Raw genomic sequence first — 25,845 nt, forward strand, 5'->3', positions numbered from 1 at the left:
GATCTTGCTGTTGGTCTGAAATCGCCCCGTAAACCACGCTGGCCGAACGCAGGCTTGAATCCGTGGGTAACCCGGCAGGACGCCGGGTTAGCCGCGCTGGGCCAAGGATGGCCCATCGCGGCGGCCCACGGATTCAAGCCGGAGTGAGGGCACACCGAGCCTAGGCGAGGTGCCGAGTGGTGGGGCGAAGACCTTTTGGTTACTTTTGGGTCTTTCCAAAAGTGACCCGCTGTAAGAGCGGAACCGTAGGTGGCCGTTACACCAGGAATGGATATGTACACCGGGAGACCGCTATCGGGCGCAAGTCGAATCGTCGCACCGCCCCTCCCACACTTTAACCGCGTGCACATAGTCAAATCCCGCATAGCTTGCGCAGTAAAGCAGTATCGAGGTGATTATCTACCAAGTCCGCCAACCGCTCGATATCCCGCTCACGCAAAGCGTGATAGTCAACCTCCTGCACATCCTGCAACCCAGCCCAACGCAGCAAAGCACTACAGGCAGCCGGGGTTTCAAACACCCCATGCAGGTAGGTCCCAAGAATCTGCCCATCTGCACTCAAAGCCCCATCACTGCGACCATCATCCAACTGCACCGCAGCCCGAGACAAACCATCGCCAGACGTCACCCCAGCATGAATCTCATACCCACTGACCTCAGCCCCCTCAAGCACCAACCGCCCCCGCACATTACGCAGTTGCTTCTCCTCTTCAAGCGTCGTACTAAACGCCAACAACCCCAACCCTTCACTGGACCCGGCAACCCCCTCTAACCCCAACGGGTCATGCACCTGCTCCCCAAGCATCTGCAACCCACCACAAATCCCCAACACCTTGCCGCCATAACGCAAATGCCGCACCACCGCCGCATCCCACCCATTGGCACGCAAATAGGCCAAATCACTGCGCACACTCTTGGACCCCGGCAAAATAATCAGATCCGCCGCCGGAATCGCCTGCCCCGGCCCAACAAACTGCAAATCCACCTGAGGATGCAGGCGCAACGGATCAAAATCCGTATGGTTACTGATGCGCGGCAACACCGGCACCACCACCTTGAGCACCTGCTCCGCCTTATCAATCTGACGCCGGTCAATACCGTCCTCAGCCTCCAGGTGCAGGTCCATCACATACGGCAACACCCCCACCACCGGCTTACCGGTACGCGCCTCCAGCCAATCCAGCCCCGGCTGCAACAAGGCGATATCGCCGCGAAAACGGTTGATGATAAAACCCTGGACCCGCGCCTGCTCGCTGGGCGACAGCAACTCAAGGGTGCCAACCAGATGGGCAAACACCCCACCGCGATTGATATCCGCGATCAGCAGCACCGGGCAGTCCACCGCCTCGGCGAAGCCCATATTGGCGATGTCATTGGCGCGCAGATTGATCTCCGCAGGCGACCCCGCGCCTTCGACCATCACCACCGGATAGGCAGCGCTCAACCGCGCATGGGAGGCCAGCACCGCCTGCATCGCGATGGCTTTGTAGTCGTGATAGGCCACCGCATTCATGCTGGTAACCGCCCGACCGTGGATGATCACTTGCGAGCCGGTGTCGCTGTTGGGTTTGAGCAACACCGGGTTCATGTCGGTATGCGGCGCCAGGTTGGCCGCCTGGGCCTGCACCGCCTGGGCGCGGCCGATTTCGCCGCCTTCGGCGGTCACGGCACTGTTGAGCGCCATGTTCTGCGGCTTGAACGGTGCCACCGCCACGCCCTGGCGCACCAGCCAACGGCACAGCGCGGTCACCAGGGTGCTTTTACCGGCATCGGAGGTGGTGCCTTGCACCATCAGCGTACTCATACCGCTTCCTTGTAGGCGGCCAGGGCCGCGTCGAGACGCTGCCAGTCGACGTCGGTGTCGGGCAGGCCGAAGCGCAGGCTGCTGTCGTGGGCAAACAGCCGCAGCAGGATGCCGCGCTGGGCCATGAATTCATGCATGCGCTCGGCGTGCGGTGTGATCAGCCATTGGAACAAGGCGCAGCCGCCCTGGGGCTGGAAGCCATGGCCTTCAAGCAAGGCATACAGGCGCTGGCCGGCTTCGATGCACCGCGCGCGTTGTCGCGCATGCCCGGCGGTGTCGCGCAGGCACGCCTGGCCCAGCACCCGTGTTGGCCCGCTGACCGCCCAGGGCCCGACTTGTTCGGCGAGCAACTTGAGCAACCGCCGTTCAGCCAGCACAAAGCCCAGCCGCACACCGGCCAGGCCGAAAAATTTACCGAACGAGCGCAGCACAATCAGGCCAACCTGATGCGCCTGGCTGGCCAGGCTCAATTGCGGAGTCACGTCCATGAAGGCTTCGTCCACCACCAGCCAGCCACCGCGCTGGGCCAGCCGTGTGTGCCAGTCGAGCAGGCGTTGTGGGCTCAAGCTCAGGCCAGTGGGGTTGTTGGGGTTGACCACCACCAGCACGTCGAGGCCGTCGAGGAAGAAATCGACTTCCTGCTCCTGCACTTCGCGCACCACGTAACCAGCGCGGCGCCAGGCTTCGGCGTGCTCGGCGTAGCACGGTGACAACACGCCGACTTTGCCGGCACGGCGCAGGCGCGGCAGCAGTTGGATCGCCGCCTGGGAGCCGGGCACCGGCAATAGATGGGCGGCGCCGTAATACTCGCTGGCGGCCTGTTCCAGGCCGTCGTCGGTTTCGGGCAAGCGTGCCCAGGCCCGCAGCGGGATCTCGGGGATCGGCCACGGCCACGGCGCGAGGCCGCTGGACAGGTCGAGCCAATCAGCCTCGGCAATCCCATACTGGAGCGACGCCTTGCGCAACCGACCACCGTGTTCAAGCATAGAATTGCGCCCCTGCACAAAGGATCAGCAGCCACAACCATACGCCGCGTTGCACCAGTTGCCAGCCTCGGTCGATGGAATCGGCATCCGCCGCCGGGCCTTCGCCCAATGGCGGACGCTGGTGCACTTCGCCGTGATAGATCGCCGCGCCGCCCAGTTCCACGCCCAGGGCGCCTGCACCGGCAGCCATCACGGGACCAGCGTTGGGGCTGTCCCAGGTCGGGCCCTGGGTGCGCCAGCATTTGAGGGCCAGTCGGGTCTTGCCCAATACGGCGTAGGTCAGCGCCACCAGGCGAGCAGGAATGTAGTTCAGCACATCGTCGATTTTTGCCGCAGCCCAGCCGAAGCGTTCGAAGCGTTCGTTGCGATAGCCCCACATGGCGTCGAGGGTGTTGCTCAGGCGGTAGAGCACCACGCCCGGCACGCCCGCGACGACAAACCAGAACAGCGCGGCAAACACCGCGTCACTGCCGTTTTCCAGCACCGACTCGGTGGCGGCGCGGGCGACTTCGGTGCGGTCGAGTTCGCTGGTCTGGCGGCTGACCAGGTAGCTCACGCGCTTGCGCGCTTCATCCAGGTCATCGCTGCGCAACGCCTGGGCCACCGGGATCACATGTTCGCCGAGGCTGCGCATGCCGAGGGCACAGTACAACGCGAGGATCTCCAGCACCCAACCGATATACGGCGCCCACGACAACGCGGTGGCCAGCAGGGTCAAGGGCACGACGGCGATAAACCAGGCAGTTACGCCATGGCTGCGCCAGCCGCGGCCGCCGCTGTTGAAACGCTGCTCGATGCGCCCGGCAAACGTGCCGAACGCTACCAGCGGATGCCAGCGCCTGGGTTCGCCCAGCAGCGCATCCAGCGCCACCGCAGCAACACACAGCAAGGCCACACTCATTGACTCACTCCCCACACATTCTCATACAACATGTCACTCAACGGCCGAGGCTCGGTCCAGCCTTCGAGCTGCAACATCGGTGCCGGATAGAACTCGGTAACGGGCCCCAGGCACAACACGGCCAGGGGTTTGGCGCCAGGCGGCAGGCCCAGCAGGTCGGCCAGGGCCTGGGGCTCGAACAGCGAGACCCAGCCCATGCCCAGCCCTTCGACGCGGGATGCCAACCACAGATTCTGGATCGCACAGGACAGCGAGGCCATGTCCATTTCCGGCAAGGTGCGACGCCCGAAGATATGCCGCTCACGATCATCCATCAGCGCCGCCACCAGCACTTCGGCACAGTCGTGGATGCCTTCGACCTTGAGCTTCATGAACTCATCGGAGCGCTCGCCCAACGCCTCGGCGGTGCGCACGCGCTCTTCCTCCACCAATTGCTGAATCTGCCCACGCAGCTGGCGGTCGCTGATGCGGATAAAGCGCCACGGTTGCATCAAGCCCACGCTCGGCGCCTGGTGCGCGGCCTGGAGCAGGCGCTGGAGCAATTCGGGGGCCACGCTGCCGCCGCTGAAGTGGCGCATATCGCGGCGTTCGGCGATGGCGCGGTAGACGGCCTGGCGGTCGGCCTCGGGGAAGGCGTTGTCGGTCATGGCCTCTTCGGGGGCAAGCCCCCTCCCACAGTTGACCGCGTTCCAAATGTGGGAGGGGGCTTGCCCCCGATGGCGGTCTCCTTGTCAGGCAAAAATAACGCGGCCACCGCTGCCGGATTCGACGGAAAGTAAAAGTGCACGTAGGACGCAGTCATCCGCCCCTGCCGATACACCGCCTCGGCGCCGCGCCCACCATTGGGGCTCAGGCCGCGCGCGATGGGCTCCCACGCCGTGGTGGTCAAGGAATGGTGGTAGGTATGCCCGCGCAATGTGCCTTCCGGCAGCTCGACATTTTGCAGGGCCAGGGCCGCGAGTTTCTTTTGCATCACCGCGTCGCCCTGCAACAGGCCGACCAGTTCGGCGCGGGTGCCGTCGACGTCGGTGAGCGAGTCGAGCAGATAGAGCATGCCGCCGCACTCGGCGAGCAAGGGCTTGCCGGCGGCGTGATGGGCACGAATGGCGTCAAGCATCGGGGTGTTTTCCGACAAGGCCTTGTGATGCAGCTCCGGATAACCACCGGGCAGATAGAGGCTGTCGGCGTCAGGCAATTCGCGATCGTGGATCGGAGAAAAGAATTTCAGCTCGGCGCCCATCGCCCGCAGCAGGTCGAGGCTGGCGCCATAGGTAAAGGCGAAGGCTTCGTCACGCGCCACCGCAATGCGCACACCGGCCAGCAATGGCTCGGCCTCGATCACCTGTGGAGCGGCGAAGGTCACCGGTGGCGGCAACGCGACTTCACAACTGCTGCCCAGGGCTTGGGCGGCGGCGTCCAGGCGCACGTCGAGGTCATTCAGCTCACTGGCCTGCACCAGGCCGAGGTGACGGCTGGGCAGTTCGATCCCGGTTTCGCGGGACAGCGCGCCGTACCAACGCAGGCCTTCGGTGAGGCTGCCTTCGAGTAATTGCGCATGGCGCAGGGTGCCGACGCGGTTGGCCAGCACCCCGGCGAACGGCAGGTCCGGCTGGTAGCGCGCCAGGCCCAGGGCCAGTGCGCCGAAGGTCTGCGCCATGGCGGTGCCGTCGATCACGCCGAGCACCGGCACGCCAAAGTGCCGCGCCAGGTCGGCGCTGGACGGCGTACCGTCGAACAGCCCCATCACGCCTTCGATCAGGATCAGGTCGGCCTCCCCCGCTGCTTCCCACAGCAGGCGACGACTTTCCTGCTCGCCCACCATCCACATGTCCAACTGATACACCGGCGCACCGCTGGCGCGCTCGTGGATCATCGGGTCGAGGAAGTCCGGGCCGCATTTGAACACGCGTACCTTGCGCCCCAGGTTGCGGTGCAAACGGGCCAGCGCGGCGGTGACGGTGGTTTTGCCCTGGCCAGACGCCGGTGCGGCGATCAAGACAGCCGGGCAATGACGGGGCTGGTTCAAAGTTCGACGCCCTTCTGTGCCTTGATACCGGCCTGGAAGGCGTGCTTGAGCATGCCCATTTCGGTAACGGTATCGCCCATTTCGATCAGTTCAGGCTTGGCGCCACGGCCGGTGACCACCACATGTTGCATCGGCGGGCGGGCTTGCAGGTCGCTAAGCACCTGGTCGAGGTCAAGGTAACCGTGCTTGAGGGCGATGTTCAGCTCATCCAGCACCACCAGGCCAATGGCCGGGTCTTGCAGCAGCTCACGGGACACCGCCCAGGCGGCTTCGGCGGCGGCGATGTCGCGCTGGCGGTCCTGGGTTTCCCAGGTAAAGCCTTCGCCCATTACATGGAAGCGCACTTGCTCGGGGAAGCGGCGGAAAAACAGCTCCTCACCGGTGCTGTTACGCCCCTTGATGAACTGCACCACGCCGCACTGCATACCGTGGCCCATGGCCCGGGCCAGCATGCCGAACGCCGAGCTGCTCTTGCCCTTGCCATTGCCGGTGAGCACCAGCAGCAGGCCGCATTCGTTGGGGGAGTTGGCGATGCGCTCGTCGATCACGGCTTTTTTGCGCAGCATGCGTGCCAGGTGGCGTTCGTCGCGGTCGGGGGTATCGGTCATGGCAGCTCTCCGTTGGGAGTGAACAAAAACGGCGGGCAGGAAAAACACATACAGACAGCCAAGCATCGCCCACCGTGATGCTGTTGAATGGTCCAGGCCGGTCTCCGGGCTCATGAGTGGCAGGCATGCCGACGCTGCGCCTTCCCATATCTCAGGCGATACAGTGGCAAAAAGGCAGCGTTTTTCTCATTTACCGTTGCGGGGGCAGCGCCGGGATCGCGGCAGCACTGTGTACAAGTGCGCTCACTCACCGGCTTCCCTGTTTCACCCTGTCGACCCACCGGTCACAGAGCACCTGAAACAAGCGGCGAAGGTTAGTGGGTTGGGGGTGGAGCGTCAATTAAAGACGCCACAAAACCAATGTGGGAGATTGTATGGTTGAGGGGCAAGCCTCAACCATAGAATCTCCCACATTTGGATCTTTTGCCGATTCAGGGGTTACGCGCCAGATTCCCTGGCAGTACGCGCTTGGCGCTGAGGTAGGCATTCTGCCAATACGCCTTGGACAGAGTGTCCAGCTTCACCGTACCGCCGGTTTGCGGCGCATGCACAAAGCGGCCTTCGCCGACGTAGATGCCGGCGTGGCTGACCTGGGAGCCGCCACCGGTGGCGAAGAACAGCAGGTCGCCGGTTTGCAGGTTCTGCTCGCTGACATCCTGGGCACGCATCACGATCAGTTCGCGGGTGGTGCGCGGCAGGGAAATGCCCGCCGCGTCACGGTACACAAAGCCGATCAGGCCACTGCAGTCAAACCCCGAATCCGGCGTATTGCCACCCCAACGATACGGCGTGCCAACCAGGCCCAGCGCGCGGAAGAGCACATCTTCGGCTGCAGGCGAATAATTCTGGCTGGAATAGTTGAACACCGGCTTGGGCTTGACCGCGACAGGCGCGGGCGGCGGTGGTCGGCTTGCGCAGGCGCTGAGCAGCGCGGCGCAAAGGATAAGAATCAGGCGGGCCGAGGTCGACATGTGCAGAACAATCCTGGTCTGGATGCGGCTTTCGCTGCCGAACGCTGAAAACCAGAACGCGCAAGCAAAGCTCGCGCGAACGGATTACAACAATATCCAGGGATTCTAGCGCTTACACGTCAAACTTCAAGTATCACTTTAAGTTTACTTGCTAGCGGTAACCGTAGTCGGGGCCATCGCGAGTGCGCGCTTGGCTTCGATGAAGGTTTTGCTCCAGTAGCTGTCACCCAGGCTATCGACCCGGACACCACCACTGCGGCGGCTGCTGGAGTGGATAAACTGGTTATCGCCCAGGTAGATACCGGCATGGCTGACACGACCACGGCCTGCAGTACTAAAGAAAAGCAGATCACCCGGCTTGAGGTTGTTGCGTGCGACCAACGGTGCTTTCACGTTGATCATTTCGCGGGTGGAGCGTGGCAGGTTCATGCCAGCTTCTTCACGAAACAGGTAGCCGATGAAACCACTGCAGTCGAAACCGGCTTCAGAGGTACCGCCAAAACGGTAACGGGTACCGATCAGGGACATGCCGCGTTCGAGGATGCTGTCGGCCAGGACTGGAAGCTGGTAAGGCTTGTTGCCGCCGAAGTTGGCGAGTTCGTTCTCAGTGGCCTGCTCTTCTTTATAAAGAGCGTCCTCATAGACAGTGGAGGACTGCGCTGCGACGAATTTTGCCTGGGATTGTTGTTGAGGTTTTTGCTGCTCAACCACCTGTTGAGGGTGGGAGGCGCAACCAAACAACAGGGTAACGAGTGCGAGAGGCACGAGGGGTGCGAAGCGATTTAGCATGGGCACGACCGTGGCTGATATGTAAAGAAGCCGAGACTATGCCCTCTATCACATCGATTTGCAAATTCAATCGTGATCTATGTGACTTCTTGTTTGGACTATGACATCTAAGCCCTTAACACCCTATGCAACCCATTTGCGTGGCCAAACCGGCCCAAACGCGGGTTTTCTGACGCCTGGAATTTGCCAAAAGCCCCGTAAACAAAGGCTTGGCTACCAGCCGAGGGTTTCCTTGAGGAAGGGAATCGTCAGCTTGCGCTGAGCCTGCAACGAGGCTTGATCGAGCTGTTCGAGCAAATCGAACAAGGCGCTCATGCTGCGGGTACCACGCGTGAGAATGAAGTGCCCGACTTCGTCGGTGAGGTGCAGGCCGCGACGCGATGCGCGCAACTGCAGGGCGCGCAATTTATCTTCGTCGGACAAGGGGCGCATCTGAAAGATCAGCGCCAGGGTCAGGCGCGATTTGAGGTCGGCCAGCTTGACCGGCAGCTCACGCGGCGAGGTGGACGCGGCAATCAGCAGGCGCCGGCCGCTGTCACGCAAGCGGTTGAACAGGTGAAACAGCGCCTCTTCCCACTCCGCCTTGCCAGCGATGGCCTGCAGGTCGTCCAGGCACACCAGTTCGTACTGCTCAAGCTGATCGAAGATGCCGATACCGCGGTCCATCAACTCAGCCAGCGGCAAGTAAACCGCCGGCTCGCCCATCTGCTCGAAACGCAGGCACGCCGCCTGCAACAGGTGGGTACGCCCCACGCCGTGCTTGCCCCACAGATAGATCAGGCTTTCGGTCCACCCGGCGTCGGCTTCGCAGAGCCGCTCGACATAGCCGAGTGCAGCGGCATTGGCGCCTGGGTAGTAGTTGATAAAGGTGGCGTCATCACGCAGACGCACACCTAAGGGCAGCTGAATCGGTTTCATGCTGACTGAACGGCTCCAAACGAACCGTTAGTGGCCTCTGTGTAAAGTTTGCAAAGTTTATACCCGTGACGCCGGGCGCACAATGCAGCAGACCACAAGCAAAATCAAAGGTTTGCGTTAACTTGGCGGTTTTGCGCAAATAGTTTGACAGCCTATCGCCATAAACTACAAACCCGGCCGAAGCCGGGTTTGTGACGCAGCGGTTACAGGTCCGGGTCTTCGACGCCCGTATACACATCCGAATCCTTGTATAGATCATGCACATGGCGCACCAGCACCATGATCACCGCCGCCACCGGCAGCGCCAGCAGGATCCCGGTAAAGCCGAACAGCTCACCGCCCGCCAGGATCGCAAAGATCACCGCCACCGGGTGCAGGCCAATCCGATCGCCGACCAGTAATGGCGTCAGCACCATGCCTTCGAGGGCCTGGCCGACCATGAACACCGCGACAATCCCCAGCATCGGGTACAGGTCGCCGCCGAACTGGAATAGCCCGGCAACCAACGCCGCACCGATACCGATCACAAAGCCCATGTACGGCACGATAGCCGCCAGGCCGGCAATCAAGCCGATCAACAGGCCCAGCTCCAAGCCAATAGCCATCAAGCCGGCCGCGTAGATGATCCCCAGGGCCAGCATCACCAGCAGTTGGCCACGCACGAACGCGCCGAGCACCTCATGGCATTCGCCGGCCAGGGACACGATGCGCTCTTCGTTGTTGCGCGGCAGCAGGCTGCGGATCTTGGCCATCATGATGTCCCAGTCACGCAGCAGGTAGAACGCTACCACCGGGATCAGCACCAGGTTGGTCAGCCAGCCGATCAGCGCCAGGCTGGAGGCGGTCGCCTGGCTGAGCACCACACCGACGATATCGGTGGTCTGGCCCATATGCTCGCTGATGGCTGCCTTGACCTTGTCGAACTTCCAGAAGCCATCGGCCAATCCCAGTTTGGCCTGGGCCCACGGCATCGCCGTGTGCTGCAGCCAATCGAGCATCTGTGGCGCCAGCTCGTACAGGCGGAACAGCTGCTTGGCCAGCATCGGCACCAGCACCAGCACCAACGCGGTGATGATCAAGGTGAACAGGGCAAACACCGCCACCACGCCCAGGGTGCGCGACAGGCCGGCTTTTTCCAGGCGATCCACCACGGGATCGAACAGATAGGCCAGCAGCAACGCAACCAGGAACGGCGTCAGGATCGAATGCAGCAAGAACACAAAAACGCACAGCAGGACGATCCCGCCAAGCCACACCCAACGACGCGTATCCGCCATAAACCACTCCATCTGTTATTTGCTTCTATATAGAAAGAAACTTTTTACCAACGAAAACGCAGCTGCGCCTGAGGCTCTGGTGCTACAACCGGTTGCGTGCCATCGACCACCGGTTGCTGCACCGGCGCCTCGCCAGCAGGCACCTCCTGCAACTTGGCCAGGCTCAACTGGGTGCGCAACTGCTCGGCACTGCCATTCACGCGATACACAATGCGATTGCCATCCACCAACAGTGGCTGGCCACCAAACGGCTCCAACAGATGCCCCAGGGCGGCGTAGCGCTCCAGGGTCATGCCCTGCACTTCCAGGAGTTGCTCGGCACTTACCCCTGGCTTGACCGCAAAGCGCGGCGCGAGTTTTTGGCTGACGGCGAGCAGCACGGCGTCGGCCACCGCAGCGGTGTCGGCGCCTTGCGCCGTGCCCTGTTCGCTCTTGTCGCCCAGCCACAGGCGCCACTTGGCCTGCCACTGGCTGCCCTCCTGGCGCGCATGCACGGCGAGCAAGGCGTCGGCGCCGTAGCGTTCCGAGGCGGCGCGCAATGGCGTGGCGTCGGCGCTTTCCAGATTCGGTGCAGTGGCGACAACTTGCTCCTCCAGGTCGCCCAACGGCAGACGCAGTGGCAGGCCACGGTGTTGTGCCGCACGGCGCAGTGCTGCCGCGATGGTCTGGCCATCACCCACCAGGCTGCTGCCTTCGGTAGAGTCGTTCAGCCACCAGCCGAGGATCGAGGGGCGATTGCTGCCCCAGATCGACAGGCCCGCGTCACGCAGCGCACGGTCGGTGCTGACCGGGTCGAAATCCACCTGCAGGCTCTCGGGCGGGCCGGCGTCATAGCCGTACTGAGTGATAATTTGCTGCGGGTCCTTGCGGATCGCCGCCAGCCCTGGGCCATCGGCGGCCTTGGCGTCGCCGGTGAGGCGGATCACCAGAGTCTGCACGGCGCGCTGGGTGGCCTGGTCGCGCTCTTGCGGCGATTGGCTGCTGACAGGTTCAAGTACTTGATAGAGGCCATTGAGGGTTTCGGCATGACTCGCCAGGCTGACCAACGACAAACAGCCCACAAATAAGAATTTACACAGACGCATGGAAGATTCCCGAACGACAAATTTAGCGGCTGGAACAGACCGCGTGAACTCGGTTTGGCAAGGCTGTGACCACAGCTACCGGCAAAACATTCACAGGGTCTTGGTAAGTTTTCATGCTGTCATAACGACAGCTGGTTCAAGGCTATACCTTAATACGCGCCATGGCAGAGCCGATTAGCATTTTTTTAACCGGCTTTTTTAACCTATATGGCCCTGCCCGTCGGCCCGAGGATGGCCGCTGCCCCTCAAGCCTGATAAAATCGCGCGCCTTCGCAGACCGTCAACGGCTAGGCCTTTTACCCAAAGCGCCTGCCCACTCGGTCGTTACCCCTGAATCCCCCCTAAAGGCCTGGATCATGAGCAAGCAACCCTCCCTGAGCTACAAGGACGCCGGTGTAGACATCGACGCCGGTGAAGCATTGGTCGAACGCATCAAGAGCGTCGCCAAGCGCACTGCGCGCCCCGAAGTCATGGGCGGCCTGGGCGGTTTTGGCGCCCTCTGCGAGATCCCGGCCGGCTACAAGCAGCCCGTGCTGGTTTCCGGCACCGACGGTGTAGGCACCAAGCTGCGCCTGGCACTGAACCTGAACAAGCACGACAGCATCGGCATCGACCTGGTTGCCATGTGCGTCAACGACCTGGTGGTCTGCGGCGCCGAGCCATTGTTCTTCCTGGACTACTACGCCACCGGCAAGCTCAACGTCGAGACCGCTACCCAAGTGGTCACCGGCATTGGCGCTGGTTGCGAACTGTCGGGTTGCTCCCTGGTCGGCGGCGAAACCGCTGAAATGCCAGGCATGTACGAAGGCGAAGACTACGACCTGGCCGGCTTCTGCGTCGGCGTGGTAGAAAAAGCCGACATCATCGACGGTTCCAAAGTCGCCGCCGGTGACGCCCTGCTGGCCCTGCCATCCTCCGGCCCGCACTCCAACGGCTACTCGCTGATCCGCAAGATCATCGAAGTGTCCGGCGCCGACATCGAGAACATCCAGCTCGACGGCAAGCCACTGACCGACCTGCTGATGGCGCCAACGCGCATCTACGTCAAGCCACTGCTCAAGCTGATCAAGGACACTGGCGCGGTCAAGGCCATGGCCCACATCACTGGCGGCGGCCTGCTGGACAACATCCCGCGCGTATTGCCAAAAGGCGCCCAGGCGATTGTCGACGTGGCCAGCTGGCAGCGCCCTGCTGTGTTCGACTGGCTGCAAGAGAAAGGCAACGTCAACGAAACCGAAATGCACCGCGTGCTGAACTGCGGCGTGGGCATGGTCATCTGCGTGGCGCAAGAGCACGTTGAAACCGCGCTGAACGTACTGCGTGAAGCGGGCGAGCAACCATGGGTTATCGGTCAGATCGCCACCGCCCCTGAAGGCGCGGCCCAGGTTGAACTGAAGAACCTCAAGGCTCATTAATGTCCCAGACCTGTGATGTCGTGGTGCTGCTTTCCGGCACCGGCAGTAACTTGCAGGCCCTGATCGACAGCACGCGCACCGGCGACAGCCCGGTGCGCATCGCTGCGGTGATCTCCAACCGCAGCGACGCCTACGGCCTGCAACGCGCCAGGGACGCGGGCATCGAAACCCGCTCGCTGGATCACAAGGCTTTCGAGGGCCGCGAGGCCTTCGACAGCGCCTTGGTCGACCTGATCGACACCTTCAACCCCCAACTCGTGGTACTGGCCGGCTTCATGCGCATCCTCAGCGCCGATTTCGTCCGCCACTATGAAGGGCGCCTGCTGAATATCCACCCTTCCCTGCTGCCCAAATACAAAGGCATGCACACGCATCAACGCGCCCTTGACGCCGGTGACAGCGAGCATGGCTGCAGCGTGCACTTCGTCACCGAGGAACTCGATGGCGGGCCTCTGGTCGTACAGGCAGTGGTTCCGGTAGAGTCTGACGACTCGGCGCAGAGCCTTGCGCAACGGGTTCACACCCAGGAACACAGGATTTATCCGCTGGCTGTTCGCTGGTTTGCCGAGGGGCGGTTGATTCTTGGCGACCAGGGTGCATTATTGGACGGTCAGTTACTTGCGGCCAGCGGCCACTTGATTCGAACCTAGGAGATTTTATGCGTCGCGCCTTGCTCTTCGCTTTTGCGCTGTTCGCCTTGCCTGCCGTGCAAGCAGCAGACCTACACCCTTTCTCCGTCAGCTACACCGCCGACTGGAAACAGTTGCCCATGAGTGGTTCGGCTGAACGCAGCCTGACCAAAAACGACAACGGCTCCTGGACCTTGAATTTCAAGGCCTCCATGATGATCGCCAGCCTGACCGAAACCAGCGTGATCCTGTTTGACAAGGACACCCTGCAACCGAAGAGCTACACCTTCGAACGCGGCGGCCTGGGCAAGGCCAAGAAGATCAACCTGGATTTCGACCAGTCCGCCAAGAAAGTTACTGGCTTTGAAAACAAGGACCCGGTCAACGTCCCTCTGCAAAGCGGCATGCTCGACAAGTCGACCTACCAGTTGGCCCTGCAGCGCGACGTGGCTGCCGGCAAGAAAAGCATGAGCTACAACGTGGTTGAAGGCACCGACGTCGACACCTACGACTTCCGCGTGATCGGCCCGGAAAAGGTCCAGACCAAGGTCGGTTCCATCGACGCAATCAAGGTTGAGCGCGTGCGTGACCCCACTCAAAGCAAGCGCATCACCCAGATGTGGTTTGCCAAGGACCAGGGCGGCATTCTGGTTGCCCTGCGTCAGGTCGAGACCGACGGCAAGGAATACAACATCATGCTGCAGGACGGTACCGTTGACGGCAAGGCTGTCAAAGGTAGCTGATGGGATGATGGATTAAAAAAGAGCCTCGCTGAATGCGGGGCTTTTTTTTGCCTGCTGGTTTTGTTTTGAAGCTTCTATCGCTATCGGGGGCAAGCCCCCTCCCACCTTTGGAACGGAGCTGGCTTGCCTGCGATGACGCCAGTCGGGTCAATACCGGGCTGAAAGCCTTACCCGAACATGAAACTTTTGTCATAAAACTCAGCACCCTGCGGCGCAATGTCGCGGTTTACGCGGCCTTCAGCACTGTTGCGTTTTCTGCAATGAATTGTTGCGCGGAAAATCGGTTTACTTAGCAAGCTAACAAAATATATAACAAAGACCTGCGACGACTTGCCGCAGACCCCACCAGAGATTGGAGCAAGCAGATGACTGTAAAAGTAACTGAGCGCGACGACGAACATATGTCCCATGAAGCGGTAGCCCACGGGATTCACATCTGGGACGTACATCAACAAGACCAACTGGTCGGCATGTTCCATAACGAGAACGAAGCCCACAATTATAAAAACGAGCTCGAAACTCTCGAAATGAAGCGCCAGGCACAGAGCTCGTGAAACACTGAAATTGTATAGGCACCCGAGCGCCACGCAGCGGGGGTGCCTGTAAAACACAAACCCCGCCTTTTGAGCGGGGTTTGTGTTTTTTGGGGGCTGCTGCGCAGCCCGACGCGGGCAAGCCCGCTCGCCACAGGAGCGTTAATGCTTTACCACATCAGGTCATCGGGGATCTGGTAGGCGGCATACGGGTCATCCTCATCCGGCACCTGGCTTTCGGTGAGGATGTTGAGCTGCACGATGCGCTCCGGTGCGCGCTCCTGGATCTTCAGCGCCGCTTCGCGCGGGATCACCTCGTAACCGCCGCCGTGGTGCACGATCGCCAGGGAGCCGTTGCTCAGTTTGTTACGCATCAAGGTGTTGACCGACAGGCGCTTGACCTTCTTGTCGTCCACGAAGTTGTAGTAGTCCTCAGTGGTCAGCTTGGGCAGGCGCGAGGTCTCGATCAGTTGCTTGACCTGCGCCGTACGGGCCTTGGCCTCGGCTTTTTCCTGCTGCTGGCGGTTCAGCTCCTGGTCGCGCTTGACCTTCTCGGCCTGCGCCTCGGCAGCCAGGCGGGCCTGGGTGTCATCAGCCTCGATCTGGCCCTTATGGACCAGGCGCTGCTGCTTCTGTTTTTCTTTGCCGACCTGCTTGGCCTGCTTTTGGTTGACCAGACCTGCTTTGAGCAACTGGTCGCGAAGGGAAATGCTCATGGTGCTTACTCACTTAGGCAACTGCTCAACCGCAGCTGGACACATTTTTTTCCTGACGTTTGGCTTCGCCCCACAGGGCGTCCAACTCTTCGAGGGTGCAATCTTCTATGGGTTTGTGCGTATCGCGCAATGCCTGTTCGATAAATCGGAAACGTCGTTCGAACTTGGCATTCGCGCCACGCAGCGCGGTTTCCGGGTCGACCTTGAGGTGCCGGGCCAGGTTGACCGCCGCGAACAGCAGGTCACCGACCTCATCGGCGATGGCCGCAGGGTCGTTGTCGGCCATGGCCTCGAGCACTTCATCCAGCTCTTCGCGCACGTTATCTACCACCGGCAAGGCGGACGGCCAGTCGAAGCCGACCTGGCTGGCGCGCTTTTGCAACTTGGCGGCACGCGACAGCGATGGCAGCGCCGTAGGCACATCGTCGAGCAGGGAAAGTTGCTCTGGCGCGTCGGATTTTTCCGCACGTTCCTCGGCCTTGATCTGCTCCCAACGCGCCTTGACCTGCTCTTCACTCAGTTGAGGAATGTCCAGCGGCGCATACAGATCACCGCTCGGGAACACGTGGGGATGGCGGCGGATCAGCTTGCGGGTGATGCTGTCGATCACCCCGGCAAATTCAAAACGCCCTTCTTCCCGCGCCAACTGGCTGTAATACACCACTTGGAACAGCAGGTCGCCCAACTCACCCTGCAGGTGATCGAAGTCGCCGCGCTCGATGGCGTCGGCGACTTCGTAGGCTTCTTCCAGGGTGTGCGGCACGATGGTGGCGTAGGTTTGCTTGATGTCCCACGGGCACCCGTATTGCGGGTCCCGCAGGCGGCTCATCAGGTGCAGCAAGTCTTCAAGTGAATACATCGATCTTTTTCCGCTGAAGATCAAATGTGGGAGGGGGCTTGCCCCCGATAGCGGAGTGTCAGGTGCCAGATTCTTGGTTGACCCACCGCAATCGGGGGCAAGCCCCCTCCCACATTTCAGATTGTGTTCATCCCGCTATTCATGGGGTACGGTTGCGGCGTGTCTCGATGATGTTCGGCAACTGCGAAATCCGCCCCAGCAACCGTCCCAATGCATCCAACCCCGGAATCTCGATGGTCAGGGACATCAACGCGGTGTTGTCCTCTTTGTTCGAGCGGGTGTTGACCGCCAGCACGTTGATCCGCTCATTGAGCAGCACTTGCGAGACGTCACGCAGCAAACCGGAACGGTCGTAGGCACGGATGACGATGTCCACCGGGTAGGTGAGCACCGGCACCGGGCCCCAGCTGACCTGGATGATCCGCTCCGGCTCACGCCCGCCCAACTGCAGCACCGAGGCACAATCCTGGCGGTGAATGCTCACCCCACGGCCCTGGGTGATGTAGCCGACAATGGCGTCGCCCGGCAACGGCTGGCAGCACCCGGCGATTTGCGTCATCAGGTTGCCCACCCCCTGGATCTGGATATCGCCGCGCTTGCCGGGCTTGTAGCCGGTGGCTTTGCGTGGGATCAGTTCCAGCTGTTCGCTGCCGCGTTCCGGCTCCACCAACTGCTGGGCCAGGTTGACCAGTTGCGCCAGGCGCAGGTCGCCGGCACCGAGGGCCGCGAACATGTCTTCGGCGATCTTCATGTTGGCTTTTTCGGCCAACTTGTCGAAGTCCACCTGGGGCAGGCCCAGGCGCGCCAGTTCGCGTTCGAGCAGGGTCTTGCCGGCGGCGACGTTCTGGTCGCGCGCCTGCAACTTGAACCAGTGGACGATCTTCGCCCGCGCCCGCGACGTGGTGATGTAGCCCAGGTTCGGGTTCAGCCAGTCGCGGCTCGGCGTGCCGTGCTTGCTGGTGATGATCTCGACCTGCTCACCGGTTTGCAGGCTGTAGTTGAGCGGTACGATGCGCCCGTTGATCTTGGCGCCACGGCAGTTGTGGCCGATCTCGGTGTGCACGCGGTAGGCGAAGTCCAGCGGTGTGGCGCCCTTGGGCAAGTCGATGGCGTGGCCGTCGGGCGTGAAGATGTAGACCCGGTCCGGCTCGATATCCACCCGCAGCTGTTCGGCCAGGCCGCCGATGTCGCCGAGTTCTTCGTGCCATTCCAGCACTTGGCGCAGCCAGGAGATTTTTTCTTCGTACTGGTTGGACCCGGCCTTGACGTCGGTGCCCTTGTAGCGCCAGTGCGCACACACGCCCAGTTCGGCCTCTTCGTGCATGGCGTGGGTGCGGATCTGCACTTCCAGCACCTTGCCCTCGGGGCCGATCACCGCAGTGTGCAGCGAGCGATAGCCGTTTTCCTTGGGGTTGGCGATGTAGTCGTCGAACTCCTTGGGAATGTGCCGCCACAGGGTGTGGACGATGCCCAGCGCGGTGTAGCAATCGCGCATTTCCGGCACCAGCACACGCACCGCGCGCACATCGTAGATCTGGCTGAACGCCAGGCCCTTGCGCTGCATTTTGCGCCAGATCGAATAAATGTGTTTGGCCCGGCCGCTGATATCGGCGTCCACGCCGGTGGCCTGCAACTCGGAACGCAGCTGGCCCATCACGTCGGTGATAAAGCGCTCACGGTCGAGTCGCCGCTCGTGCAGCAGCGTGGCGATCTGTTTGTATTGGTCGGGCTCGAGGTAGCGAAAGGACAAGTCCTCCAGCTCCCACTTGATATGGCCGATACCCAGGCGGTGAGCCAGCGGCGCATAGATATCGAAGACTTCACGAGCGACGCGATTGCGTTTCTCGTCGTCGGCGGTTTTCACCGCACGGATCGCGCAGGTGCGTTCGGCCAGCTTGATCAAGGCGACGCGGACGTCGTCGACCATCGCCACGAGCATCTTGCGCAGGTTCTCGACCTGGCCCTGGGTGCCCAGCACCATGGACTGACGCGGGCTGAGGCTGGCACTGATGGCGGCCATGCGCAGCACGCCGTCGATCAGCTTGGCCACCACGGCGCCGAAACGCTGGCTGACCGTCGGCAACTGGATATGCCCTTCACGCACGCCGCGATAGAGCACGGCGGCGATCAGCGAATCCTGGTCGAGCTTGAGATCGGCGAGGATCTCGGCGATTTCCAACCCGGTGCGAAAGCTTGAAGTGCCTTCGGCCCACAGGTTCTTGGCCGCATTGTCTTGCTGCTCAGACTCACGAGCGAACTCGCAGGCTGCTTTCAAGGCTTCACGGTCCAGTGCCGGGTCGACACTGATGGCATGATCCAGCCATGCCTCGAGATTGATACTGCCGTCGGTGTTGATCGGCTGGTGTGCTCTCACCTGTACCATCTTGCTTACCTTCCCTACGACGCACCTTGGATGCGCCAAAAATCATCGCCGACTTTTGCTGCAAACTCCCTGGCAGATCACGGCCCTGGAGAATGCAGGCCAGTCGGATTAAACGGGCATCCTAGCCCGCTTCAAATAACGCCATGGCCTCGACATGCGCAGTCTGCGGAAACATGTCGAGGATCCCGGCACGTTTTAGCCGGTAGCCTTGCTTGACCAACTCAACCGTGTCCCGCGCCAGCGTGGCCGGGTTGCAGGACACATACACCAGGCGCTTGGCCCCCAGGGTGGCGAGCTTACGCACAACCTCCAGGGCACCGTCACGGGGTGGGTCCAAGAGTACCGCAGAAAAGCCCTGTTTGGCCCACTGCGCGTCAATCAAAGGCTGGGACAAATCGGCCTGAAAAAACTGCGCATTATGCAAATTGTTGCTGACGGCGTTGAGCGCCGCCCGCTCGACCATGGTCTGCACGCCTTCCACCGCCACGACTTCGCGAACTTGTTTAGCCAGCGGCAAGGCAAAGTTGCCAAGGCCGCAAAACAAATCCAGCACGCGCTCATCCGGCTGCGGCGCCAGCCATTCCAGGGCCTGGGCGACCATCGCCTCGTTAACCCCGGCGTTGACCTGGACAAAATCGCCTGGCCGGTAAGCCAGTTCCAGGTCCCAGGCCTCCAATCGAAAACCGAGCGCCTGGTCAGGCTCCACGGGCTCCGGTTGGCCCTCGCCATGCAGCCACAATTGGGCTTCATGGAAAGCACAAAATTCTTTCAACACCTGCAGGTCCGCGTCCGACAACGGCGCCATATGCCGCAGCAACACGGCGATGGATGAACCACTGAACAGTTCCACATGCCCCAAGGCCTGCGGTTTGCTCAGGCGGCGCAGCATGTTCGGCAAGCGCTGCATGATCGGTTGCAAGGCCTGTACCAGCACCGGGCAATCATCGATGGCAACGATGTCCTGGCTGGCCACGGCGCGGAAGCCCACCTCGAGGGTTTTCGCCTTGGCGTCCCAACGCACGGCCACACGCGCACGGCGTCGGTAGCCGAATTCCGGCCCACTCAAAGGCGCTGCCCACTCTTGCGGTTCGACACCGGCCACGCGGGACAGTTGCTCGGCGAGCATGCGCTGTTTCAGGGCGAGTTGTTCGTCATGGGGCAAATGCTGCACGCTGCAACCGCCACAGCGGCCAACATGTGCACACGGCGCCGGGCGGCGCAGTTCGCTGGCTTTGAAAACGCGCTCGGTACGCGCCTCGACCACTTTGCCATGGGCGCCCAGTACCCGCGCTTCGACCTCTTCGCCGGCGAGCGCGCCGTTGACGAACCAGGTGCGGCCTTCAAAGAACACGATGCCACGGCCGTCATTGGCCAGGCGCTCGATGGTCAGGCGTTGTTTCTTGCCCACGGGAATCTGTGGGGCCCGGCTGCCGCCCGTCGGTTGGAAGCGCAGGCCTCTCTCGTGCTTGGCCATCAGTTGGGTTCGTCGAAGATGCCGGTCGACAGGTAACGGTCGCCTCGGTCACAGATGATCGCGACGATCACCGCGTTTTCCACTTCTTTGGACAGGCGCAACATGCCCGCCACGGCGCCACCGGAGGACACGCCGCAGAAAATGCCTTCTTCACGGGCCAGGCGGCGCGTGGTGTCTTCGGCTTCACGCTGGGCCATGTCGATGATGCGGTCCACACGGGTCGCGTTGTAGATCTTCGGCAAATACTCTTCGGGCCAGCGGCGGATACCGGGGATAGCCGCGCCTTCCATCGGTTGCAGGCCAACGATCTGGATCGCCGGGTTCTGCTCCTTGAGGTAGCGCGAGTTGCCCATGATGGTGCCGGTGGTGCCCATGGAACTGACGAAATGGGTGATGGTGCCCTGGGTCTGGCGCCAGATTTCCGGGCCGGTGCTGGTGTAGTGCGCCTCAGGGTTATCGCCATTGGCAAACTGGTCCAACACCACGCCACGGCCTTCGGCGGCCATCCGCTCGGCGAGGTCGCGGGCGCCTTCCATGCCCTCTTCCTGGGTCACCAGCACCAACTCGGCGCCATAGGCAGTCATGGCTGCCTTGCGCTCGGCGCTGCCGTTGTCGGGCATGATCAGCACCATCTTGTAGCCCTTGATCGCGGCAGCCATGGCCAGGGCGATCCCGGTGTTACCCGAGGTGGCTTCGATCAGGGTGTCGCCGGGCTTGATCTGCCCGCGCAGCTCGGCGCGGGTGATCATCGACAGCGCCGGGCGGTCTTTTACCGAGCCGGCCGGGTTGTTGCCCTCGAGTTTAAGCAACAGGGTATTGCTGGTTTCACCCGCCATGCGTTGCAAGCGGACCAGGGGCGTGTTGCCGACGCAATCGGCGATTGTAGGGTACTGCAAGGTCATGGCGTATTCGCAATCCAGACTGCGGGGGCGAACATCATACCGGGAAAGGCCGGCGGGCCATATCACGCAAAGTGCGGTGCTTATGGCTTAAAGGAATAAGCGAGGAAGGTGGTGGCTGTGAGAGCCCTATCGGGGGCAAGCCCCCTCCCACACTGGAGCGCATTCTCATGTTGGAACGCGGTCAATGTGGGAGGGGGCTTGCCCCCGATGGCCGCGCCTCGATAACCCGCCTAGCCCAAATCCCCGCCGCCATGATTTCTCTGAAACACCTCCTCCCCCATCGCCGCAATCTGCCCTTCGATCAACGCCTCGAACGGTTTGAGCAACGGCTCGAAGGACACCGGCGCCTCCAACACCTGCAACGCCTGCACGATAGCTTCAACAGTCGACAACGCCCCCGGCCCTGGCGCCTTGCGCAGTCGATAACGCGATACGCCGCCCGCAGCCAACGTCACCCGTGGCAACGCCGCCAGCAAGGGGTTGAGGTGCAACAGTTTGCGCGCCTTGCGCCAGGTGCCGTCGGGCACTACCAGCAACAGCGGTTGATCGTTGGGCGCATAAGCGTGCAGCGGCTGGGCATCGTCAGCCGGAAACAACAGCCGCGCCTGATAGCCGGGCGGGGTTAACAAGCTCGCCAAATCAGCAAACACCTCGCCCACCAGCAACTGCGCATTATTCAAGCCCAGCGCCGCCAGCCGCGCGGTATTCAGCGCGTGGTTGACCTCGCTTGGGTGCTGCAACAGCAACACACGGGTGCGGCTGTCGAGGCTGGGGATCAGCGCGCACAAGCAGTGGGTAATCGGCCTGAGGCAACGCGAACATTGGGGTCTGGACATGGTTTATCAGGCCTGGTTGAGCTGGGCTTTGAGCAGATCGCGGAAGGTCTGGATCAGCGGTTCGCGGCTGCGGCCCCGACGCATGATCATCGAGAACGGCGCCTGGTAGCCGAAGGTGGCCGGCAGCAGCACGCGCAGGTCGCCCTTATCGGCCCAGGCCTGGGCGTAATGTTCGGGCAGGTAACCGATGTAGGCGCCGGACAGCACCAGAATCAGCTGCGCCTCCATACTTTCTACCGTGGCCGCGCTGTGCTTGAAGCCGTGGCGCGCGAGTTCGGCCTGGCTCCAGTAGCCGCGACCCACCATGCGTTGCTGGGTGATCACCTGTTCGGGGATACGCCGCTCATTGAATAAAGGATGCCGCGTGCTGCAATACAGCCAATGCTGCTCGCGATACAGCGGCATATAGATCAACCCGCTCATGCGGTTGGAAAAGGCCCCGATGGCCAGGTCCAGGCGATTGTCCTGCACACCGAGCTGCAGCTCGTAAGGGCTCATCACCGACAAATGCAAGTGCACCGCCGGGTGCTCCAGGCTGTAGGCGCCGATCACTTCGGCGAACGGCAGGGCCTTGTCGCTGACGGTGGAGTCGAGTACGCCGAGCTTGAGGGTACCGCGCAACTCGCCCTTGAGCGCGGCGGCGTATTGCTCGAAGCCTTCCAGTTCACCGAGCAAACGCAGGGTTTCCTGGTGGAACAACTCGCCCTTGCTGGTCAGGCTGAACCCGCCGCGCCCGCGATGGCAGAGCACCAGGCCCAACGCGCTTTCCAACTGGCTCATATAAGTGCTGATGGCCGAGGTGGACAGGTTGAGTTCGTGCTGGGCATTGGCGAACCCCTGATGCCGCACGACGCTGACAAAGATGCGCAGGAGTTTCAGGTCGGGCAAGGCGTTGGCCATGGTCAGCTCCAGAGGCACACGAAAACCTGTGGGAGGGGGCAAGCCCCCTCCCACATTTGAACGCAGTTTACCTCAGGCATTAGTTTAGAAAAATCTGAACTAAGTATTTGCCCCTGCCGATTCTTTCGTATCGGCGTATTTCGCAGAATCGGCCCCTAATAAACAAAACAACGATGAGGCAATCCCGTGGACAAGATTTTCCACCAACCACTGGGCGGCAACGAAATGCCGCGCTTCGCCGGCATCGCCACCATGATGCGTCTTCCCCATTTGCAGTCGGCCAAGGGCCTGGACGCCGCCTTTGTCGGCGTGCCCCTGGACATCGGCACCTCGCTGCGCGCCGGTACCCGTTTCGGGCCACGCGAAATCCGCGCCGAGTCGGTGATGATCCGCCCTTACAACATGGCCACCGGTGCTGCGCCCTTCGACTCGTTGTCGGTGGCCGACATCGGCGACGTGGCGATCAACACCTTCAACCTGCTCGACGCCGTGCGCATCATTGAAGAAGCCTACGACGAGATCCTTGAACACGACGTGATCCCGATGACCCTGGGCGGCGACCACACCATCACCCTGCCGATCCTGCGCGCGATCCACAAGAAACACGGCAAGGTCGGGCTGGTGCACATCGATGCCCACGCCGACGTCAACGACCATATGTTCGGCGAGAAAATCGCCCACGGCACCACCTTCCGCCGCGCCGTGGAAGAAGGCCTGCTCGACTGCGACCGCGTGGTGCAAATCGGCCTGCGCGCCCAGGGCTACACCGCCGAAGACTTCAACTGGAGCCGCAAACAGGGCTTCCGTGTGGTCCAGGCTGAAGAATGCTGGCACCACTCCCTCGCGCCGTTGATGGCCGAAGTGCGGGAAAAAGTCGGCGGCGGCCCGGTGTACCTGAGCTTTGATATCGACGGTATCGACCCCGCGTGGGCGCCCGGCACCGGCACCCCGGAAATCGGCGGGCTCACCACCATCCAGGCGATCGAGATTATCCGTGGCTGCCAGGGCCTCGACCTGATTGGTTGTGATCTGGTAGAAGTTTCGCCGCCCTACGACACCACCGGCAATACCTCGCTGCTGGGCGCCAACCTGCTGTACGAAATGCTCTGCGTACTGCCTGGCGTGGCGCACCGCTGATGAGCGCGCAAGCCGTACTAAAAGCGGCCGCCGACCTGGTGTCGGCGTTCGCCCGCAACGACCGCGAGGCCTACTTCGCGGCGTTCACGGCGGATGCCAGCTTTGTCTTTTACACCCTTCCCCAACCACTGCTGAGCCGCGATGCCTACCAGGCGTTGTGGGACAGCTGGCGTCGGGATGAAGGGTTCGAGGTGCTTTCCTGCACTTCGAGCAACGCCTTTGTCAGCCTGCAGGGTGACGTGGCGCTATTTATTCATGACGTGACCACCGAGTTGCGCATGAACGGGGAGCAATTTCATAGCCAGGAGCGCGAGACCATTGTCTTCAAACGACAAGCCTCGCACGTAGAACAACAAGGCCTGTGGCTGGCCTGTCACGAACATTTGTCCGCTATGCCGGAAGGGCTGCCGCCCCATTAGCCAATGTGATCGGAGCTGATCATGAATAATAAAAACAACCAAAACAGTATTCGCAAAATAGAAACCAACGGGGTCGAACAGATCCCGGACCACGAACGTACCGCCAGCCCCAAGGATCTGTTCCGCCTGATCTTCGGCGGTGCCAATACCTTCGCCACTGCCGTGCTGGGCTCGTTCCCGGTGCTGTTCGGCTTGTCGTTCCAGGCCGGTGTCTGGGCGATTGTGCTGGGTGTGTTGGTGGGCGCGCTGATCCTGGCGCCCATGGGCCTGTTCGGGCCGATCAACGGTACCAACAACGCCGTGTCTTCCGGTGCGCACTTTGGTGTGCATGGGCGGATTGTCGGCTCGTTTCTGTCGCTGCTGACAGCGATTGCCTTCTTCTCACTGTCGGTGTGGAGTTCAGGCGATGCGCTGGTGGGGGGTGCGAAACGTCTGGTGGGCCTGCCGGAAACTGACCTGACCCTGGGCCTGGCCTACGGCCTGTTCGCCCTGCTGGTGCTGACGGTGTGCATCTACGGCTTCCGCTTTATGCTGTGGGTCAACCGCATTGCGGTGTGGGCGGCAAGCCTGCTGTTTTTGCTCGGTATCTTCGCCTTCGCACCGGCCTTCGACAGCCATTTTGCCGGCACCGTCGCCATCGGCCAGAGCGGCTTCTGGGCGGCCTTCATTGGCGCCGCGCTGGTGGCCATGAGCAACCCGATTTCCTTCGGTGCGTTCCTCGGCGACTGGTCGCGCTACATCCCACGTGAAACACCGAAAATGCGCATCATGTTGGCCGTGGTGTTGGCGCAGATCGCCACGTTGATCCCGTTCCTGTTCGGCCTGGCCACCGCGACCATCGTGGCGATCAAGGCACCGGACTACATCGCGGCCAACAACTATGTCGGCGGTTTGCTGGCGGTGGCGCCGACCTGGTTCTTCCTGCCGGTGTGCCTGATTGCAGTGATCGGCGGCATGTCCACCGGCACCACCTCGCTGTATGGCACCGGGCTGGACATGTCCAGTGTGTTCCCGCGCCTGCTGTCGCGGGTCAAGGCCACGCTGCTGATCGGGGTGATGTCGATTGCCTTCATTTTTATCGGACGTTTCGCCGCCAATCTGGTGCAGAGCGTGTCGACCTTCGCCGTGCTGATCATCACCTGCACCACGCCGTGGATGGTGATGATGATCATCGGCCTGATCGTACGTCGCGGCTTCTACTGCCCGGATGACCTGCAGGTCTTTACCCGCGGTGAAACCGGTGGCCGTTACTGGTTCAGCCATGGCTGGAACTGGCGCGGGCTGGGGGCATGGATTCCAAGTGCGCTGGTGGGTTTGTGCTTTGTGAACCTGCCGGGGCAGTTTGTGGGGCCACTGGGCAACCTGGCCGATGGCATCGATATCAGCTTGCCGGTGACCTTGGGACTGGCCTCGGTGGTGTACCTGACCTTGCTGCGCGTGTTCCCGGAACCGGCTGAGGTGTATGGACCCAGAGGCACAAGCCCCCTCACCCCACAAGACTCTGTAGCCACTGCAAGCGTCCCCACTGCATAAA

The 25,845-nt window shown here is 61.8% G+C and carries 25 protein-coding genes and 1 riboswitch; of the genes, 7 read left to right on the forward strand and 18 right to left on the reverse strand.

The window, feature by feature from the left end; all coding sequences use genetic code 11:
* Positions 1–352: 352 nt before the first annotated feature.
* The 11 genes from CXQ82_RS22620 to CXQ82_RS22670 form a co-directional block, all read right to left on the reverse strand.
* A complete protein-coding gene (locus CXQ82_RS22620) occupies positions 353–1,804 on the reverse strand; it encodes a cobyric acid synthase (RefSeq protein WP_101272372.1) in 1,452 nt (483 codons plus the stop codon).
* Positions 1,801–2,790 carry a threonine-phosphate decarboxylase CobD gene (gene cobD, locus CXQ82_RS22625; protein ID WP_101272373.1) on the reverse strand — a complete coding sequence of 330 codons (990 nt, stop codon included), beginning with the start codon at positions 2,788–2,790 and terminating at the stop codon, positions 1,801–1,803. Before cobD ends, CXQ82_RS22620 begins: the two co-directional genes overlap by 4 nt.
* Positions 2,783–3,691, reverse strand: a complete 909-nt coding sequence (cbiB, locus tag CXQ82_RS22630; RefSeq protein ID WP_101272374.1) for an adenosylcobinamide-phosphate synthase CbiB — start codon at positions 3,689–3,691, stop codon at positions 2,783–2,785. The genes cobD and cbiB overlap by 8 nt, the downstream gene beginning before the upstream one ends.
* Complete coding sequence (gene bluB, locus CXQ82_RS22635; protein ID WP_101272375.1) at positions 3,688–4,338, reverse strand: 5,6-dimethylbenzimidazole synthase; 651 nt, start codon at positions 4,336–4,338, stop codon at positions 3,688–3,690. Before bluB ends, cbiB begins: the two co-directional genes overlap by 4 nt.
* Positions 4,335–5,717 carry a cobyrinate a,c-diamide synthase gene (locus CXQ82_RS22640; RefSeq protein WP_101272376.1) on the reverse strand — a complete coding sequence of 461 codons (1,383 nt, stop codon included), beginning with the start codon at positions 5,715–5,717 and terminating at the stop codon, positions 4,335–4,337. The genes bluB and CXQ82_RS22640 overlap by 4 nt, the downstream gene beginning before the upstream one ends.
* Positions 5,714–6,325, reverse strand: coding sequence for a cob(I)yrinic acid a,c-diamide adenosyltransferase (cobO, locus tag CXQ82_RS22645; protein ID WP_101272377.1), 612 nt, complete (start codon positions 6,323–6,325; stop codon positions 5,714–5,716). Before cobO ends, CXQ82_RS22640 begins: the two co-directional genes overlap by 4 nt.
* A gap of 77 nt (positions 6,326–6,402) precedes the next feature.
* Positions 6,403–6,639: riboswitch (cobalamin riboswitch) on the reverse strand.
* A 117-nt stretch (positions 6,640–6,756) separates the two neighbouring features.
* Complete coding sequence (locus tag CXQ82_RS22650) at positions 6,757–7,296, reverse strand: C40 family peptidase (protein WP_101272378.1); 540 nt, start codon at positions 7,294–7,296, stop codon at positions 6,757–6,759.
* A 144-nt stretch (positions 7,297–7,440) separates the two neighbouring features.
* Positions 7,441–8,085 (reverse strand): C40 family peptidase, encoded by a 645-nt coding sequence (locus CXQ82_RS22655; RefSeq protein WP_101272379.1) that lies wholly within the window; start codon positions 8,083–8,085, stop codon positions 7,441–7,443.
* A gap of 213 nt (positions 8,086–8,298) precedes the next feature.
* Positions 8,299–9,003 (reverse strand): DnaA regulatory inactivator Hda, encoded by a 705-nt coding sequence (gene hda / locus CXQ82_RS22660; protein ID WP_078738436.1) that lies wholly within the window; start codon positions 9,001–9,003, stop codon positions 8,299–8,301.
* A 203-nt stretch (positions 9,004–9,206) separates the two neighbouring features.
* On the reverse strand, positions 9,207–10,280 hold the full coding sequence (locus CXQ82_RS22665; protein WP_101272380.1) for an AI-2E family transporter: 1,074 nt from the start codon (positions 10,278–10,280) through the stop codon (positions 9,207–9,209).
* Positions 10,281–10,324: 44 nt separating this feature from the next.
* Entirely contained in the window at positions 10,325–11,365 is a 1,041-nt protein-coding gene (locus CXQ82_RS22670) for a DUF2066 domain-containing protein (protein WP_101272381.1), read from the reverse strand.
* A 356-nt stretch (positions 11,366–11,721) separates the two neighbouring features.
* Here CXQ82_RS22670 and purM point away from each other — a divergent pair, with 356 nt between their 5' ends.
* From purM to CXQ82_RS22690, 4 genes are all read left to right on the forward strand, one after another.
* A complete protein-coding gene (gene purM / locus CXQ82_RS22675) occupies positions 11,722–12,780 on the forward strand; it encodes a phosphoribosylformylglycinamidine cyclo-ligase (protein ID WP_003175376.1) in 1,059 nt (352 codons plus the stop codon).
* Positions 12,780–13,430, forward strand: a complete 651-nt coding sequence (purN, locus tag CXQ82_RS22680; protein WP_101272382.1) for a phosphoribosylglycinamide formyltransferase — start codon at positions 12,780–12,782, stop codon at positions 13,428–13,430. Before purM ends, purN begins: the two co-directional genes overlap by 1 nt.
* An 8-nt stretch (positions 13,431–13,438) precedes the next feature.
* The gene (locus CXQ82_RS22685) at positions 13,439–14,152 is read left to right on the forward strand and encodes a DUF3108 domain-containing protein (protein ID WP_101272383.1); all 714 of its coding nucleotides are present in this window, start codon (positions 13,439–13,441) and stop codon (positions 14,150–14,152) included.
* Between the two features lie 365 nt (positions 14,153–14,517).
* Positions 14,518–14,706, forward strand: a complete 189-nt coding sequence (locus CXQ82_RS22690; RefSeq protein ID WP_101272384.1) for a hypothetical protein — start codon at positions 14,518–14,520, stop codon at positions 14,704–14,706.
* Between the two features lie 149 nt (positions 14,707–14,855).
* Here the strand turns inward: CXQ82_RS22690 and CXQ82_RS22695 are convergent, their stop codons facing one another.
* The 7 genes from CXQ82_RS22695 to CXQ82_RS22730 form a co-directional block, all read right to left on the reverse strand.
* Positions 14,856–15,401 (reverse strand): DUF2058 domain-containing protein, encoded by a 546-nt coding sequence (locus CXQ82_RS22695; RefSeq protein WP_101272385.1) that lies wholly within the window; start codon positions 15,399–15,401, stop codon positions 14,856–14,858.
* Positions 15,402–15,426: 25 nt separating this feature from the next.
* Positions 15,427–16,260, reverse strand: coding sequence for a nucleoside triphosphate pyrophosphohydrolase (gene mazG, locus CXQ82_RS22700; protein ID WP_101272386.1), 834 nt, complete (start codon positions 16,258–16,260; stop codon positions 15,427–15,429).
* Positions 16,261–16,399: 139 nt separating this feature from the next.
* Positions 16,400–18,643, reverse strand: coding sequence for a GTP diphosphokinase (relA, locus tag CXQ82_RS22705; RefSeq protein WP_101272387.1), 2,244 nt, complete (start codon positions 18,641–18,643; stop codon positions 16,400–16,402).
* A 121-nt stretch (positions 18,644–18,764) separates the two neighbouring features.
* Positions 18,765–20,117: a 23S rRNA (uracil(1939)-C(5))-methyltransferase RlmD gene (gene rlmD / locus CXQ82_RS22710; RefSeq protein WP_101272388.1), complete on the reverse strand. Its 1,353-nt coding sequence runs from the start codon at positions 20,115–20,117 to the stop codon at positions 18,765–18,767.
* Positions 20,117–21,019, reverse strand: coding sequence for a cysteine synthase CysM (gene cysM, locus CXQ82_RS22715; protein ID WP_101272389.1), 903 nt, complete (start codon positions 21,017–21,019; stop codon positions 20,117–20,119). The genes rlmD and cysM overlap by 1 nt, the downstream gene beginning before the upstream one ends.
* A gap of 230 nt (positions 21,020–21,249) precedes the next feature.
* Complete coding sequence (locus CXQ82_RS22725; protein WP_101272390.1) at positions 21,250–21,855, reverse strand: tRNA-uridine aminocarboxypropyltransferase; 606 nt, start codon at positions 21,853–21,855, stop codon at positions 21,250–21,252.
* A gap of 6 nt (positions 21,856–21,861) precedes the next feature.
* Entirely contained in the window at positions 21,862–22,755 is an 894-nt protein-coding gene (locus CXQ82_RS22730; RefSeq protein WP_017134867.1) for a LysR family transcriptional regulator, read from the reverse strand.
* A gap of 186 nt (positions 22,756–22,941) precedes the next feature.
* Between CXQ82_RS22730 and speB the strand changes: the two genes are divergently transcribed.
* From speB to CXQ82_RS22745, 3 genes are read left to right on the forward strand one after another with little or no spacing between them, the layout of a single operon-like run.
* On the forward strand, positions 22,942–23,892 hold the full coding sequence (gene speB / locus CXQ82_RS22735; RefSeq protein WP_101272391.1) for an agmatinase: 951 nt from the start codon (positions 22,942–22,944) through the stop codon (positions 23,890–23,892).
* A complete protein-coding gene (locus tag CXQ82_RS22740) occupies positions 23,892–24,311 on the forward strand; it encodes a nuclear transport factor 2 family protein (RefSeq protein ID WP_101272392.1) in 420 nt (139 codons plus the stop codon). Before speB ends, CXQ82_RS22740 begins: the two co-directional genes overlap by 1 nt.
* 21 nt (positions 24,312–24,332) lie before the next feature.
* Positions 24,333–25,844, forward strand: coding sequence for a cytosine permease (locus tag CXQ82_RS22745; RefSeq protein ID WP_101272393.1), 1,512 nt, complete (start codon positions 24,333–24,335; stop codon positions 25,842–25,844).
* Position 25,845 lies beyond the last annotated feature (1 nt).

Origin of the sequence: Pseudomonas sp. S09G 359 (assembly GCF_002843605.1) — a bacterium.
Lineage (GTDB): Bacteria > Pseudomonadota > Gammaproteobacteria > Pseudomonadales > Pseudomonadaceae > Aquipseudomonas.